The 14,649-nt window shown below is 74.5% G+C and carries 14 protein-coding genes and 1 pseudogene; 4 read left to right on the top strand and 11 right to left on the bottom strand.

Annotated features, from left to right (window positions below):
- Window positions 1–18: 18 nt before the first annotated feature.
- Together ACH4SL_RS26660 and ACH4SL_RS26655 are read right to left on the bottom strand one after the other, a co-directional pair.
- The gene (locus tag ACH4SL_RS26660; protein WP_398449901.1) at window positions 19–1,260 is read right to left on the bottom strand and encodes an MFS transporter; all 1,242 of its coding nucleotides are present in this window, start codon (window positions 1,258–1,260) and stop codon (window positions 19–21) included.
- A 27-nt stretch (window positions 1,261–1,287) separates the two neighbouring features.
- Window positions 1,288–1,863 (bottom strand): helix-turn-helix domain-containing protein, encoded by a 576-nt coding sequence (locus tag ACH4SL_RS26655; protein WP_398450327.1) that lies wholly within the window; start codon window positions 1,861–1,863, stop codon window positions 1,288–1,290.
- Between the two features lie 150 nt (window positions 1,864–2,013).
- Here ACH4SL_RS26655 and ACH4SL_RS26650 point away from each other — a divergent pair, with 150 nt between their 5' ends.
- On the top strand, window positions 2,014–2,616 hold the full coding sequence (locus tag ACH4SL_RS26650; RefSeq protein WP_398449899.1) for an O-methyltransferase: 603 nt from the start codon (window positions 2,014–2,016) through the stop codon (window positions 2,614–2,616).
- A 5-nt stretch (window positions 2,617–2,621) separates the two neighbouring features.
- Here ACH4SL_RS26650 and hisF read toward each other — a convergent pair whose 3' ends face one another.
- From hisF to hisD, 8 genes and pseudogenes are all read right to left on the bottom strand, one after another.
- On the bottom strand, window positions 2,622–3,380 hold the full coding sequence (gene hisF, locus ACH4SL_RS26645; protein ID WP_398449897.1) for an imidazole glycerol phosphate synthase subunit HisF: 759 nt from the start codon (window positions 3,378–3,380) through the stop codon (window positions 2,622–2,624).
- A gap of 74 nt (window positions 3,381–3,454) precedes the next feature.
- Window positions 3,455–3,853 (bottom strand): annotated as a pseudogene (locus tag ACH4SL_RS26640) (Rid family hydrolase); the annotation flags it as partial.
- Window positions 3,850–4,575, bottom strand: a complete 726-nt coding sequence (gene priA / locus ACH4SL_RS26635) for a bifunctional 1-(5-phosphoribosyl)-5-((5-phosphoribosylamino)methylideneamino)imidazole-4-carboxamide isomerase/phosphoribosylanthranilate isomerase PriA (RefSeq protein WP_398450325.1) — start codon at window positions 4,573–4,575, stop codon at window positions 3,850–3,852. The pseudogene ACH4SL_RS26640 and the gene priA, both read right to left, overlap by 4 nt.
- A gap of 69 nt (window positions 4,576–4,644) precedes the next feature.
- Complete coding sequence (gene hisH / locus ACH4SL_RS26630) at window positions 4,645–5,280, bottom strand: imidazole glycerol phosphate synthase subunit HisH (RefSeq protein WP_398449895.1); 636 nt, start codon at window positions 5,278–5,280, stop codon at window positions 4,645–4,647.
- 11 nt (window positions 5,281–5,291) lie between these two features.
- Window positions 5,292–5,444 (bottom strand): hypothetical protein, encoded by a 153-nt coding sequence (locus ACH4SL_RS26625; protein WP_031521189.1) that lies wholly within the window; start codon window positions 5,442–5,444, stop codon window positions 5,292–5,294.
- A gap of 2 nt (window positions 5,445–5,446) precedes the next feature.
- Window positions 5,447–6,040 carry an imidazoleglycerol-phosphate dehydratase HisB gene (hisB, locus tag ACH4SL_RS26620; RefSeq protein WP_031521192.1) on the bottom strand — a complete coding sequence of 198 codons (594 nt, stop codon included), beginning with the start codon at window positions 6,038–6,040 and terminating at the stop codon, window positions 5,447–5,449.
- Window positions 6,041–6,054: 14 nt separating this feature from the next.
- Window positions 6,055–7,161: a histidinol-phosphate transaminase gene (locus tag ACH4SL_RS26615; RefSeq protein WP_398449892.1), complete on the bottom strand. Its 1,107-nt coding sequence runs from the start codon at window positions 7,159–7,161 to the stop codon at window positions 6,055–6,057.
- Window positions 7,158–8,498, bottom strand: a complete 1,341-nt coding sequence (gene hisD / locus ACH4SL_RS26610) for a histidinol dehydrogenase (RefSeq protein WP_398449890.1) — start codon at window positions 8,496–8,498, stop codon at window positions 7,158–7,160. Before hisD ends, ACH4SL_RS26615 begins: the two co-directional genes overlap by 4 nt.
- 184 nt (window positions 8,499–8,682) lie before the next feature.
- Between hisD and ACH4SL_RS26605 the strand changes: the two genes are divergently transcribed.
- Window positions 8,683–10,194, top strand: coding sequence for an oxidoreductase (locus ACH4SL_RS26605; protein ID WP_398450322.1), 1,512 nt, complete (start codon window positions 8,683–8,685; stop codon window positions 10,192–10,194).
- A gap of 175 nt (window positions 10,195–10,369) precedes the next feature.
- Here ACH4SL_RS26605 and ACH4SL_RS26600 read toward each other — a convergent pair whose 3' ends face one another.
- Window positions 10,370–12,913, bottom strand: coding sequence for an ATP-dependent Clp protease ATP-binding subunit (locus ACH4SL_RS26600; protein WP_398449888.1), 2,544 nt, complete (start codon window positions 12,911–12,913; stop codon window positions 10,370–10,372).
- Between the two features lie 454 nt (window positions 12,914–13,367).
- On the opposite strand from ACH4SL_RS26600, the gene ACH4SL_RS26595 reads away from it, so the two are divergent.
- Together ACH4SL_RS26595 and ybaK are read left to right on the top strand one after the other, a co-directional pair.
- Window positions 13,368–14,090 (top strand): LON peptidase substrate-binding domain-containing protein, encoded by a 723-nt coding sequence (locus ACH4SL_RS26595; protein ID WP_398450320.1) that lies wholly within the window; start codon window positions 13,368–13,370, stop codon window positions 14,088–14,090.
- A gap of 7 nt (window positions 14,091–14,097) precedes the next feature.
- Entirely contained in the window at window positions 14,098–14,601 is a 504-nt protein-coding gene (gene ybaK / locus ACH4SL_RS26590) for a Cys-tRNA(Pro) deacylase (protein WP_398449886.1), read from the top strand.
- Window positions 14,602–14,649 lie beyond the last annotated feature (48 nt).

Genomic DNA, 14,649 nt, shown 5'->3' with positions numbered 1-14,649 from the left:
CCGGCCCGGAAGCCCCGGTCAGGGCAGCTCGGCGGTGCGTACGGACGGCAGGAAGGCCGTGAACGCGCCGCCGGCGGCCGCGAGCAGCGCGCTGGCCAGGAAGACCGGCGAGGGCCCCAGCGCGCCCGCGGCGGCGGCGAAGAGCGGGTAGGCCAGCGGGGCGAGGCCGAATCCGGTCAGGCTCATGACCGAGGTGACCCGGCCGAGGTAGCCGGGCGCGGTGGCGGTCTGGATCAGCGCGGTCGCGAGCCCCCCGCACACCCCGCAGACCAGCCCGGCGACGAACGCGGTGGCCGCGGCGGCGGCGAGGGTGGGGACGATCCCGATGAGGCCGAGCGCCGTGCTCCCCGCCAGCAGCGTGGCGATCTGCACGGCCCCGGCCCGGCGTATCCGCCCGCGGGCGGCCAGCAGGGCCGCGCTCAGCGCCGCACCGGCGCCGAAGGCGGCGATCACCCAGCCGTAGCCGCTCGCGCCCCAGCCGCGCCGCTCGGCGAGCAGCACCATGCCGACGTTCATCGGACCGGCCAGGCCCAGCTCGCACAGCGCGCCGGACAGCACCAGCGGGCCGACCAGCGGATGCCGCCGGACGTAGCCGAGCCCGTCGCGCAGCTCCCGCCCCGCGGGCGCCCGGGCGGCCGCGGGGCGCGGCCCCGCGCCGATGCGGGTGCGCAGCAGCAGCGGCACGGACACCGCGAAGAGCAGCCCGGCGACCAGGAAGGCCGTGGCGCCGCCGCCCAGGCCCATCGCGAGCCCGCCCGCGGGCGGCCCGGCGACCTGCCCGAGCCGCACCACGAGCGCGCGCAGGCCCTGCACCCGTACGAGCTGGTCGGCGGTGGTGATACGCGGCGGCAGCGCGCCCACGGCGGGCATGAACAGCGCGTCCACCACGCCGAAGGCCAGCGCCAGCGCGACCAGCAGCCAGAGTCCGGGCGAGGTCGCGGCGAGGCCGGCCGCGGCGGCGAGGATCAGCACGCAGCGCACCGCGTCGCTGCCGATGACCACCCGGCGCGGCCCGAAGCGGTCGGCGACGACTCCCCCGCCGAGCATGAGCAGCGCCCGCGGCACCGCCCCGGCCGCCATGACCAGGCCGACCTGCGCGGCGGGCACGGCCCGGGCTGCGGCGAAGCCGAGGGCGACGAAGTAGACGGAGTCCCCGAGCATCGAGGCGGTGTAGGCGCCGAGCCAGCGCAGCACGTTGGCGTCCCGGTACGCGGGCCGTCCGGTGCCGGTCGCGGCGGCGGGTGTCGCGGTCTGGGCCATGGGCCGGACTCCAGGGGTGCGAGGGCCTCAGGGGCGGAAGGGGAAGCCGTACATCTGCACGGCGACGTGCTCGCGGTCCGCGGTGTCGCCGGCCTCCTCGGCGGCCTGGCCGCGGTCCACCCAGCGCTGCATCAGCGCGGCGACCTCGTCGGCCATCTGCTGGAGTTCGGCGGCCGTGAGCAGCGGCATGAACTCCGAGGAGAAGGACGCGTCGGTCCACTCGCGGGGCCAGGCCGCCTGCTGGTCGAGGTACTGCTCGTAGCGCTCGGCCCGGGTGGCGAGCAGCTGCCGGGTGACCTGCGCGAGGACGGCGGCGCCTTCCGGGCGGTCGGCGAAGTCGGCGCTGCGGAAGGACCAGCCGCGGTCGGTGGAGACCTTCCACCAGCGCTCGCGGCCGTCCGTGCCGTGGCCCGGGTCCTCGGTGATGAAGCCGTGCGCGGCCATCTTCCGCAGGTGGTAACTGACCAGCGAGACGGCCTCGTCGACCTGGTCGGCCAGATGGGAGGCGGTCGCGCTGCGGGCGGTGAGGAGGGCCCGGTAGAGGCGGATGCGCAAGGGGTGGGTGAAGACCTTGAGCGCGTCGAGGTCGGTGATCCGGTACATGCCGCCGGTCGTGCCGGGGGTGCTGCTGTCCTGGTCGCTCACCCTGCCGAGGCTAGATACGAAAGAAATATTGCGCAACTGTATTTGCGCAATATTTCTTTCTCACCTGATCGCGCCCCTCCGCCCCCGGTGGAAGGGCAGGATGCCGCCATGTCTCTCGACGGCACCCGCGCGCACCTCAGCGGCCCCGGTGACCTGCCGCCCCTCGTGGAGCGTGCGGCACGGACGGCGACCCGGCTGGGCTTCCCCTACTCATGCCGCCCCGAGCAGGGCCGGCTGCTGCACGCGCTCGCCGCGGGCGCCCGGCGCATCGGCGAGACCGGCACCGGCTGCGGGGTGGGCCTCGCCTGGCTGGCCTCCGGCATGCGGGGCGGCGCCACCGCCGTGAGCGTCGAGCAGGACGCCGGGCGCGCGAAGGCGGCGGCGGAGCTCTTCGCGCCGCTCGCGCCCCAGATCACCGTGCGGCAGGGCGACTGGACGGCGATCACCGAGCACGGCCCCTTCGACCTGCTCGTCCTCGACGGCGGCGGCCAGGGCAAGGGCGGGGCCGCCGCCGACCCGCTGGCGCTGCTCAGCCCGGGCGGCGTCCTGGTCATCGACGACTTCACGCCCTCGTACGGCGCCCCGCCGGTCCACGACGGCGCCCCGGACACCGCGCGCCTGCACTGGCTGGACCACCCGGCCCTGCGGACGGTGGAGATCCCGCTCGCGCCCGACCTCGCGACCCTGGTCTGCACCCGGACCGGCGGCTGAGCGTTTTAGCGGACCGGGTGGCCAGCCTCCCGCAGCGCCGACTTGACCTCGGGGATGCGCAGGTCGCCGAAGTGGAAGACGGACGCCGCGAGCACCGCGTCCGCGCCCGCCGCGACGGCCGGCGCGAAGTCCTCCAGGCGGCCCGCGCCGCCGGAGGCGATCACCGGCACCGACACCCGGGCCCGGACGGCGGCGATCATCTCGGTGTCGTAGCCGTCCTTCGTGCCGTCGGCGTCCATCGAGTTGAGCAGGATCTCGCCCGCGCCCAGCTCGGCGGCCCGCTCGGCCCACTCGACCGCGTCGATGCCCGTGCCGCGGCGGCCGCCGTGCGTGGTGACCTCGAAGCCCTCGCCGGAGGCGGCGCGCCGGGCGTCGACCGACAGTACGAGCACCTGGCGCCCGAAGCGCTCGGCGATCTCCCGCAGCAGCTCGGGCCGGGCGATGGCCGCGGTGTTGACGCCGACCTTGTCCGCGCCGGCCCGCAGCAGCTTGTCGACGTCGTCGGCGCTGCGCACCCCGCCGCCCACGGTGAGCGGGATGAAGACCTGCTCGGCGGTGCGGCGCACCACGTCGTAGGTCGTCTCGCGGTCGCCGGAGGAGGCGGTGATGTCGAGGAAGGTCAGCTCGTCGGCGCCCTGGGCGTCGTAGAGGCGGGCCATCTCGACCGGGTCGCCGGCGTCGCGCAGATTCTGGAAGTTGACGCCCTTGACGACCCGTCCGCCGTCCACGTCGAGGCAGGGGATGACGCGTACGGCGAGTGTCATGCGGGCTCTCCTCGGTCTTCTCGGTCTTCTCGTACTTCGCGGCCTTCGCGGCCTTCCTGGGAGGCGCCGTGTGCGCGCGATCCGCTGAACGCCTCGATCTCGACCTGCACCAGCACCCGGGAGTCCGTGAAACCGGCCACCACCACCATGGTGGACACCGGGCGGACGGCGCCGAACACCTCGGCATGGGCGCGGCCCACGTCGTCGGCGTCCCGGGCGTGGCTCAGGTACAGCCGGGTGCGGATCACGCTCTCCGCGCCCAGGCCGAACGGTTCGAGCGCGGCGAGCCCGTTGCGCAGCGCCAGCAGCGCCTGCTCGTACGGGCTGCCCTCGCCGCGCACCTCGCCGTCGACGACCGGCAGGGTGCCGGACACCAGGACCCTGTCCCCCGCGGCGACGGCGTGCGCGAAACCGTGGGCCTCCTCCACCGGGCTGCCGGACTGCTCACGCCGTACTGCGGGGTTCTCGGTCATCGGGACACAGCCTCCAGGGCCTCTTCGAGCGTGAACGCCTTCGCGTAGAGCGCCTTTCCCACGATCGCGCCTTCCACGCCCTGCGGGACGAGGGAGGCGATGGCACGCAGGTCGTCCAGGCTGCTCACGCCGCCGGACGCGACGACCGGGCGGTCGGTGGCCGCGCAGACGCCGGACAGCAGCTCCAGGTTGGGGCCCTGGAGCGTGCCGTCCTTGTTGATGTCGGTCACGACGTAGCGGGCGCAGCCCTCGGAGTCCAGACGGGCCAGCGTCTCGTAGAGGTCGCCGCCGTCGCGCGTCCAGCCGCGGCCGCGCAGGGTGGTGCCGCGCACGTCGAGGCCCACCGCGATCTTGTCGCCGTGCTGCGCGATGACCTTCGCGACCCACTCCGGGGTCTCCAGCGCGGCGGTGCCGAGGTTGACCCGGGTGCAGCCGGTGGCGAGCGCCGCGGCGAGCGTGTCGTCGTCGCGGATGCCGCCGGACAGCTCGACCTTGATGTCCATGCTGCGGGCGACCTCGGCGATCTGCGCCCGGTTGTCGCCGGTGCCGAAGGCCGCGTCCAGGTCGACCAGATGCAGCCACTGCGCGCCCGCGTTCTGCCAGGCGAGCGCGGCGGCCATCGGGTCGCCGTACGACGTCTCGGAGCCGGACTCGCCGTGCACGAGGCGTACGGCCTGGCCGTCGCGGACGTCGACAGCGGGGAGCAGTTCGAGCGTGGTCAGCGCGTTCATCGGGGTCGTCCTCGGTGATCGGTGAGCGGTGGGGCGTGCTGAAGGCGCGGGGTGCCGGGCCTAGAAGGTGTCGAGCCAGTTGCGCAGCAGCAGCGCGCCCGCCTCGCCGGACTTCTCCGGGTGGAACTGCGTGGCCCACAGCGGGCCGTTCTCCACCGCGGCGACGAACGGCTCGCCGTGCGTGCTCCAGGTCACCTGCGGGCTGCGGATGCGGTCGTTGTGCTCGTCCATCTCCCAGCGGCGCACCGCGTAGGAGTGCACGAAGTAGAAGCGGGCGTCGGCGTCCGTCCCGGCGAAGAGCCGGGAGTCCGCAGGGGGCTTGACCGTGTTCCAGCCCATGTGCGGGACGACGGGCGCGCGCAGCGGCTCCACCGTGCCGGGCCACTCGTCCAGGCCCTCGGTCTCCACGCCGTGCTCGATGCCGCGGGCGAAGAGGATCTGCATACCGACGCAGATGCCCATGACGGGCCGCCCGCCGGCCAGCCGCCGGCCCACTATCCACTCCCCGCGCACCGCCTTCAGCCCGGCCATGCACGCGGCGAACGCGCCCACGCCGGGCACCAGCAGCCCGTCGGCGGCCATCGCCTTGTCGTAGTCGGCGGTGATCTCGACGTCCGCCCCGGCGTGCGCGAGGGCGCGCTCGGCGGAGCGGATGTTGCCGAAACCGTAGTCCAGTACGACGACGCTCTTGCTCATGTCCGTCCCCCCTAGAGCTGGAGCAGACCGGTGACGAGCGCCATCACCGATCCGATGGCCAGCAGCGCGATCAGCGACCTGGACTGCTTCTGCTGCCAGAACGAGTACACCCCGCCGGCGAGGAAGAGCCCCAACAGGATGAAGAGGGTCGATCCCTTGTTCACGGCTACAGCGCGCCCTTCGTCGACGGCAGGATTCCCGCCGCCCGCGGGTCACGCTCGCTGGCGTACCGCAGGGCGCGGGCGAGGGCCTTGAACTGGCACTCGACGATGTGGTGGGCGTTGCGCCCGTAGGGCACGTGGACGTGCAGCGCGATCTGCGCCTGGGCGACGAAGGACTCCAGGATGTGCCGGGTCATCGTGGTGTCGTACGTGCCGATCATCGGCGCCATGGTCTCCGGCTCGGTGTGCACCAGGTACGGGCGGCCGGAGAGGTCGACGGTGACCTGCGCGAGCGACTCGTCGAGCGGGACGGTGCAGTTGCCGAAGCGGTAGATGCCCACCTTGTCGCCGAGCGCCTGCTTGAAGGCGGCGCCGAGCGCGAGGGCGGTGTCCTCGATGGTGTGGTGGGTGTCGATGTGCAGGTCGCCCTCGGTCTTGACCGACAGGTCGAACAGCCCGTGCCTGCCGAGCTGGTCGAGCATGTGGTCGTAGAAACCGACGCCCGTGGACACGGAGACCTGCCCGGTGCCGTCGAGGTCGATCTCGACGACCACCGAGGTCTCCTTGGTGGTGCGCTCGATACGGCCCACGCGGCTCATGCGCGTCCCTTCCGTCATGCTGTGTGCTCCTTGAAGACCGCGCGCGCCGCGTCCAGGAACGCGTCGTTCTCGGCGGGGGTGCCGACCGAGACCCGCAGCCGGCCGGGGACCGAGAGGTCCCGGACCAGCACGCCGTGCGCGAGGATCGCCTCCCACGCGGTGCGGTTGTCGGCGAAGACGCCGAACTGCACGAAATTCGCGTCGGACGCGGTGACCTCGTAGCCGGTCGCGGTCAGCTCGCGGACGACCCGGTCGCGCTCGGTCTTGAGCTGCTCGACGTAGCCGAGCAGGGTGTCGGTGTGCTCCAGCGCGGCGAGCGCGGTGGCCTGGGTGACGGCCGACAGGTGGTAGGGCAGCCGGACCAGCTGCACCGCGTCCACCACCGCCGGGTCGGCGGCGAGGTAGCCCAGGCGCAGCCCGGCGGCGCCGAAGGCCTTGGACATGGTGCGGGTCAGCACCAGGTTCGGGCGGCCCTCGATGAGCGGCAGCAGCGACGGCTGGTGCGAGAACTCGCCGTACGCCTCGTCGATCACGACCAGCGCCGGGCCCTGGCTTTGCGCCGCGTCGTACAGCGCGACGACGGTCTCGGCGGAGACGGCCGTGCCGGTCGGGTTGTTCGGCGAGCACACGAAGACCACCTCGGGGCGGCGCTCGGTGATCTCCGCGACGGCGGCGGCGAGGTCGATGGTGAAGTCGTCACCCCGCGGCCCGGAGATCCAGCCGGTGCCCGTGCCGCGGGAGATCAGCGCGTGCATCGAGTACGACGGCTCGAAGCCGATCGCCCGGCGGCCGGGGCCGCCGAAGGTCTGGAGCAGCTGCTGGATGATCTCGTTGGAGCCGTTGGCCGCCCACACCTGCTCGGGGGCGACCGCGTGGCCCGCGGTCCTGGTGAGGTACGCCGCGAGCGCGGTGCGCAGCTCGACCGCGTCCCGGTCCGGGTAGCGGTTGAGGCCGCGCGCGGCCTCGGCCACCCGCTCGGCGATCCGGGCGACGAGGGCGTCGGGCAGCGGGTACGGGTTCTCGTTGGTGTTGAGCCGCACGGGCACGTCGAGCTGCGGGGCGCCGTACGGGGACTTGCCGCGCAGCTCGTCGCGGATGGGCAGGTCGTCGATGCGGGTCACGCCTCCCCACCCCCGCTGTGCTGATTCTGTTCGGCTCCGCCAAAACGGATCTGGACGGCCGAGCCGTGCGCCGGCAGGTCCTCGGCGTTGGCGAGCGTCACGACGTGGGCGGCGACACCGGCGAGGGCGTCACGGGAGTAGTCCACGACGTGGATGCCGCGCAGGAAGGACTGCACGGACAGGCCCGAGGAGTGGCAGGCGCAGCCGCCGGTGGGCAGGACGTGGTTGGAGCCGGCGCAGTAGTCGCCGAGCGAGACGGGGGCGTGCGGGCCGACGAAGACCGCGCCCGCGTTGCGCACCCGGGCGGCGACGTCGGCCGCGTCCCGGGTCTGGATCTCCAGGTGCTCGGCGGCGTAGGCGTCGACCACCTCCAGGCCCTGGTCGAGGGTGTCGACGAGCACGGTCGCGGACTGCCGGCCGGACAGCGCGGCGGTGATCCGCTCGCGGTGCCGGGCGGCGGCGACCTGGACGTCCAGCTCCTTGTCGACCGCGTCGGCCAGCTCCGCGGAGGTGGTGACCAGCACCGCGGCGGCCAGCGGATCGTGCTCGGCCTGGCTGATCAGGTCGGCGGCGACGAAGGCGGGGTCGGCGGAGTCGTCGGCGAGGACGGCGATCTCGGTGGGCCCGGCCTCGGCGTCGATGCCGATCCGGCCCTTGAGCAGGCGCTTGGCGGCGGCCACGTAGATGTTGCCGGGGCCGGTGACCAGGTCGACCGGGCGGCAGTCCTCGGTGCCGTAGGCGAACATCGCGACGGCCTGGGCGCCGCCGGCGGCGTAGACCTCGGTGACGCCGAGCAGCGCGCACGCCGCCAGGATCGCCGGGTGGGGCAGGCCGCCGAACTCCTTCTGCGCGGGGCTGGACACCGCGACGCCCGCGACGCCCGCCTCCTGCGCGGGCACCACGTTCATCACCACGGAGGACGGGTAGACGGCCAGGCCGCCGGGCACGTACAGCCCGACCCGGCCCACCGGCACCCACCGCTCGGTGACCGTGCCGCCGGGCACGACCTGCGTCGTGACGTCGGTGCGCCGCTGCTCGTGGTGCACCAGCCGGGCCCGCCGGATCGACTCCTCCAGCGCCGCCCGCACCGCGGGGTCCAGCTCCGCGAGGGCGGTGGTGAGGGCCTGCGCGGGCACCCGCAGCGAGGCGGGGCGGACCCCGTCGAAGCGCTCCCCGAAGTCGAGCACCGCCGCCGAGCCGCGATGCCGTACGTCGTCGCAGATGGGCCGCACGGCCTCAAGGGCGGCTTCCACGTCGAAGTCGGCACGGGGCAGCAGGTCGCGGTCGATCCCGCCCTCGGGGAAGGCGGCGCCGCGCAGATCGATTCGGGAGATCACGCTGCCAAGTGTAGAGACCCGCTCCGGCGGCCCGGCCGCGCCATCCACTCCGTGATACGAGGAGTCCCGCCCCGGCCCGGCGGGCACTAGCGTGGCGGCGTCGGGCTACGGGGAGGGGACGCCGGTGAGTGACGCGGCAGGCGGGGCGGGGGCGCCGCCGGACTGGACGGCGGTCGAGCAGCGGATGTGGGAGGCCTTCCGGCAGGGCCGCACCCTGGACCTGCGCACCGGGGACCCCGCGCAGGACGACCCGCTGGACGGCCCCGCATGGGGCGCCGACCGTACGGTACGGGCGCAGGTCGTCGCCGAGCTGCTGCTCGCCGGGCCGCCGGGCGCCCCCGGGCGGGTCCCCGCGCTCAAGCTCGCCGGGGTGCGGATCGTCGGGCGGCTGATGCTGTCGGGCGCCACCGTCACGCCGTACGTCCAGCTCGACGACTGCCGCTTCGACGAGCACCTGATGCTCCAGGAGTGCCAGGCCGGCAGCATGCGGCTGGTGCGCTGCCGCATCCCGCGGCTGGAGGCGGCCCGGCTCCAGATCAGCGGCGACCTGCACCTGCCGCAGTGCCGGATCGCCGGCGGCATGCGGCTGACCGACGCGCACATCGGCACCGACCTGCTGCTCAACGAAGCCACCGTCCGCCACGGCCGCTCCTCGCGGGCCGTCGCCGCCGACGGCCTCACCGTCGGACAGGACCTGGACGCCGAGCTGATCGACGTCACCGGCGAGCTGAGCCTGCGCAGCGCCCGCATCGGCGGCCGGCTCAGCCTGCGCGGGGCGACGCTGCGCAACCCCGGTGGGCGGCAGGCCCTCAACGCCGCCCGTATCGCCGTCGAGCACACCCTCTACCTGTCCGGCGGGCGGCGCAGCGTCCTGGGGACCGCCCCCGGCCCGGACGCGGAGGTCCGCGACTTCACCTGCCACGGCGGGCTGCGCCTGGACGACGGGCGGTTCGGCAACGCCCTCGTCATCTCCCGGGCCCGCTTCCTGACCTCCACCGCGGAGCAGCAGGTCTCGCTGCGCCGCATCCAGACCCCCGAGCTGTGCTGGCGGCTGCACCGGGCCCCGGACTGCACTGTCGCCGTCTCCGGCACGGTCGGCAAGCTCAACGACATCCCCGGCGCCTGGCCCGGCCCCGGCCGGGTGCGCATCACCAGCTTCACGTACGACACCCTCACCCCACTCGCCGAATTCCCGCTGCGCGACCGCCTGGAGTGGCTCCAGGCGGCCACTCCCGAATTCCGCCCCGAACCCTACGAGCGGCTCGCCACCGCGCTGCGCGCCGCCGGGGAGGACGCCGAGGCCCGCGAGGTGCTGCTGGCGCGCCAGCGCCGCCGCCGCGAGACGCTGCCGCTCGCCGGACGCGTCTGGGGCTGGGTCCAGGACGTGACCGTCGGCTACGGCTACCGGCCCGGCCGCGCGGCGATCTGGATGGCCCTGCTCTGGGCTCTCGGCGCGGTCTACTTCTCCCTCCACCCCACCCCCCAGCCCGCCGACGCGGGCGGCTACCGCCCCCACTGGAGCCCGCCCCTCTACGCGCTGGACCTCCTCCTCCCGGTCATCGACCTGGGCCAGGACAACGCGTGGCGCGAAGTGGGCTTCGCGCAGTGGGTGGCGTCCGTCCTCACCCTCCTCGGGTGGATGCTCGCCACCACCGCCGCGGCGGGGGCCACGCGCTTGCTGCGCCGCAGCGCATGACTGCGTCGCCGGGCAACCACCAGGGGCGCGGGGAACTGCGCGCTCAGCCCCCACCGGGGCGCGGGTAGTCACCGGCCCGAAGGGGCAGTACGGTCCGTACCGGACCACCCGCCGGTGGAGGGCTGAGCGCGCAGTTCCCCGCGCCCCTGAAGGCGCGCCCGGCGCGGCGATGCGGTCACGAGGGGGCCGGGGTCTCCCCGGTCGTGAAGGTCAGGCGGTCGTCGGCGGCGTCGACGGTGACGCGCCCGCCGTCGCGTACGCGACCGTCGAGCAGGAGACGGGACAACTGGTTGTCCACCTCGCGCTGGATGGTCCGGCGCAACGGCCTCGCGCCGTACTCCGGCTGGTAGCCGTGCCGCGCGAGCCAGTCCACGGCGGCGGCCGTGAAGTCGACCCGCACGCCCTGCGCGTGCATGAGCCGCCGGGTCTGCTCCAGCAACAGGTCCGTGATCTGCCGCAACTGCTCCTCGTCGAGCTGCCGGAAGACGACGATCTCGTCGATCCGGTTGAGGAATTCCGGCCGGAAGTGCTCCCGCAGCGGCCGCAGGATCTGCTCGCGCCGGGCCTCCTCGTCGGCGTCCGCGCCGCCGGAGCCGAAGCCGATCCCGGCGCCGCGCCGGGCGATCGCGTCGGAGCCGAGGTTGCTGGTCATGACGATCACCGTGTTGGTGAAGTCCACCGTGCGGCCCTGCGAGTCGGTGAGCCGCCCGTCGTCGAGCACCTGGAGCAGGATGTTGAAGACGTCCGGGTGCGCCTTCTCGACCTCGTCGAGCAGCAGCAGCGAGTACGGGTGCCGCCGTACGACCTCGGTGAGCTGCCCGGCCTCCTCGTGGCCCACGTATCCGGGCGGGGCGCCGACCAGCCGGGACACGGTGTGCCGCTCCTGGTACTCGCTCATGTCGAGCCGGACCATCCGGTCCTCCTCGCCGAACAGCGCTTCGGCGAGCGCGCGGGCCAGCTCGGTCTTGCCGACGCCGGTCGGGCCCAGGAAGAGGAAGCTGCCGATCGGGCGGTCCGGGCTGCCGAGCCCGGCGCGCGAGCGCAGCACCGCGTCGGCGACGACGGAGACCGCCTCGTCCTGGCCGACGACCCGGCGGTGCAGGTGCTGCGCAAGGCCGAGCAGCCGGTCCTTCTCCTCCTGCGTGATGCTGCTGACCGGGATGCCGGTCTGCCGCGAGACGACCTCGGCGATCGCCTCGGAGGTGACCTCCAGGTCCTGCCCGTCGTCGGCCCGCCCGTCCTCGCCCGCGTCGGCGATCCGCTTCCTGAGGTCGGCGATGCGGTCGCGCAGCTGCGTGGCGCGCTCGTAGCTCTCGGCGGCGACGGCCTGGTCCTTGTCCCGCGCGAGCTGCTCGGCCTCGCGCTCCATCGCGCGTACGCCGCTGCCCTTGGTGCGCGAGCGCAGCCGGACGCGGGCGCCCGCCTGGTCGAGGAGGTCGATGGCCTTGTCCGGCAGCCGCCGGTCGGTCAGGTAGCGGTCGGACAGCTCCACGGCGGCGTCGAGGGCCTCGTCGGTGTAGCGGACCTGGTGGTGGGCCTCGTAGCGGTCGCGCAGCCCGCGCAGGATCTCCAGGGTGTCGGCGGCCGACGGCTCGGGGATCAGGATCGGCTGGAAGCGGCGGGCGAGGGCCGCGTCCTTCTCGATCCGGCGGTATTCCTCCAGCGTGGTGGCGCCCACGATGTGCAGCTCGCCGCGGGCGAGCGCGGGCTTGAGGATGTTGCCGGCGTCCATGGAGCCGCCCTCGCCGCCCCCGCCGCCCGCGCCCACGACGGTGTGCAGCTCGTCGATGAAGATGACCAGCTCGTCGGAATGGGCGCGGATCTCGCCCACGATGGCGTTCATCCGCTCCTCGAAGTCGCCGCGGTAGCGGGTGCCGGCGACGACCGCGGTGAGGTCCAGCGCGACGACCCGGCGGCCGGTGAGGGTGTCGGGCACGTCCCCGTCGGCGATGTGCTGGGCGAGGCCCTCGACGACGGCGGTCTTGCCGACGCCCGCGTCCCCGATCAGCACCGGGTTGTTCTTGCCGCGCCGGGAGAGCACCTCGATGGTCTGCTCGATCTCCTCGTCCCGGCCGATCACCGGGTCGATCCGGCCCTGCCGCGCCTGGTCGGTGAGGTCCCGCCCGTACTGGTCGAGGGTGGGCGTGCCGGAGGAGCCGCCGGGCCGCCCCTGCGTCCCCACCCCGCCGGCGGGTCCGCCGCCGCCCTGCTCGGAGGGCAGCCCGGAGGCGGCGAGCCGGGCGGCGTTCAGCATGTGCCCGGCGGCGGACTCCGGATTGGCGGCCAGCGCGCCCAGCAGGTGCTCGGGCCCGATGTAACCCGCGCCGGAGGCCCGCGCCAGCTCGTGGGCGTCCAGCAGCGCGCGCTTGGCCGCGGGGGTCAGCGACAGCGCGGCGGGCCCGGAGCCGTCCGGCTCGTGCGCGGGCCCGGAGCGCTCGTCGATCTGCGAGGCCAGCGCGTCCGGGTCGGCGCCCGCCCGGCTGAGCAGATCCCGGGTGGATTCGGCGGCGAGCGCCGCGCGCAGCAGGTGCTCGGTGTCGAGGTCGTGCCGCCCGTGGTCGGCGGCGTACTGCGCGGCGCCCTCCACCAGCTCACGGGCGGGCCGGCTGAGCAGCCGGCTGATGTCGACCTGCCGGGGAGCGGGCGGGCGGCCGCCGAAGAAACGGGCGAAGAAGTCGCCGAAGGGATCGTCCTCGGGTCCCGTGAATCCGTTGGTCATCGTGGTTTCCCTCGCTGGCCCGTACGGGCCCTCGCCGCCGTGACCGCCGGTGCGGCAGCGCGTGCCGACATCCGGTGGCACCTGACTCCCCGCCGGGTACCCGGCGGGGACGTCCTCATGCCACGATGACACTTCGGGAACTTCCCGTCATACCGGGCGGAGCCCGGTCATGGGGCGGGCGAGCACGTCACTCCGGGGGCACCCCGCGGCTCCACCCGCGGCGCGCGCACCGTCCGCGGGACGGGTGGCCCTCCTGGGTCCCGGGCGGGCCACCGCTCACCCCGAGCCCGCTCCCGGCGCCCGGGCCGCGCGACCCGGCTTCCCCGCCCCGCCGGGCAGTCACCGCGCCCCGCGCACCCCACGCGTGCACCGCTGTCGCTCGCGCGCCGCCTCCGGAACGGCGGTCCCGCCGAACAGGGGCGCGCGGGGGCGGCCCGCCGCCGTACGCTGGCTCATTGTGACCGACAGGATTCCGCTCTTCCCCCTGGGCACCACCCTCTTCCCGGGCCTCGTCCTCCCGCTGAACGTCTTCGAGGACCGCTACCGCGCCCTCGTCGCCGATCTGCTGGCCCTGCCGGAAGGCACCCCGCGGAGGTTCGGCGTCGTCGCGATCAGGAACGGCCAGGAGGTCGCGCCCACCGGCCAGGAGGGCCGCGCGACCGGCCCGGCCGCCGGGCTCGGCGCCGAACCCCTCGCCGCGCTGCACGGCATCGGCTGCATCGCCGACGCGACCGGTGTCGCCGAGCGCGACGGCGGCGGCTACGAGCTGGTCGCCACCGGCCTCATCCGCTTCAGGCTCCTCTCCCTCGACCTGAGCGGGCCCTACCTCACCGCGGAGATCGAGGAGATCCCGGAGACGACGGGCGGCGGCGCGGGCGCGCTGGCCTCGGAGGTCACCCGGGTCTTCGGCACCTACCAGAAGCGCCTGGCGGGCGCCCGCGAGCGCACCCTCGCGCCCGGCCAGGAATTCCCCGACGACCCCACCGTGCTCTCCTACCTGGTGGCCGCCGCGCTCATCGCCGAGACGCCCGTCAAGCAGGCGCTGCTGGAGGAGCCCGACTCCGCCGCCCGGCTGTCCGCGGAGCTGCGGCTGCTGCGCCGCGAGACCGCGGTGATCGAGAAGCTGCCGTCGCTGCCCGCGGTCGACCTGACCAGCCAGCCGATCAGCGCGAACTGAGGGGACGATGGCCAAGAAGCGCAAAGGGGCTCCCGGCGGCGGAACCCCGGCGACCGTCGCGCTGGAGAGCGCCGGCGCGGATTACACGCTGCACGCGTACGCGCACGACCCCGAGTCGGGCCTGTCGTACGGCGAGGAGGCCGCGCACGCGCTCGGGACCAGCCCGGAACGCGTCTTCAAGACCCTGGTCGCCGAGGTCGACGGCGCGCTGACCGTCGCCGTGGTGCCCGTCGCCGGAGCGCTCGACCTCAAGGCGCTCGCCTCGGCGGTCGGCGGCAAGCGCGCGGCGATGGCGGACCCGGCGGCCGCCGAGCGTACGACCGGCTACGTGCGCGGCGGCATCTCCCCGCTGGGCCAGCGCCGCCCGCTGCCCACGGTCCTGGACGAGTCCGCGCTCGCCTTCCCCACGATCTTCGTCTCCGCGGGCAAGCGCGGCCTCGAGGTCGAGCTCGCGCCCGCCGTCCTCCTCGCCCTGACCTCAGCGGTCCGCTCCCCGATCGCCCGGGGCTAGGCGTCTCTGCTGCGCAGGGCTTACGGCCGGGGCGCGGGGCACTTTCAG

Origin of the sequence: Streptomyces sp. NPDC021020, from assembly GCF_044333285.1 — a bacterium.
Taxonomy (GTDB): Bacteria; Actinomycetota; Actinomycetes; order Streptomycetales; family Streptomycetaceae; genus Actinacidiphila.
The sequence above is the reverse complement of the archived record's forward strand: the minus strand, read 5'-3'. Positions and strand labels throughout refer to the sequence as shown.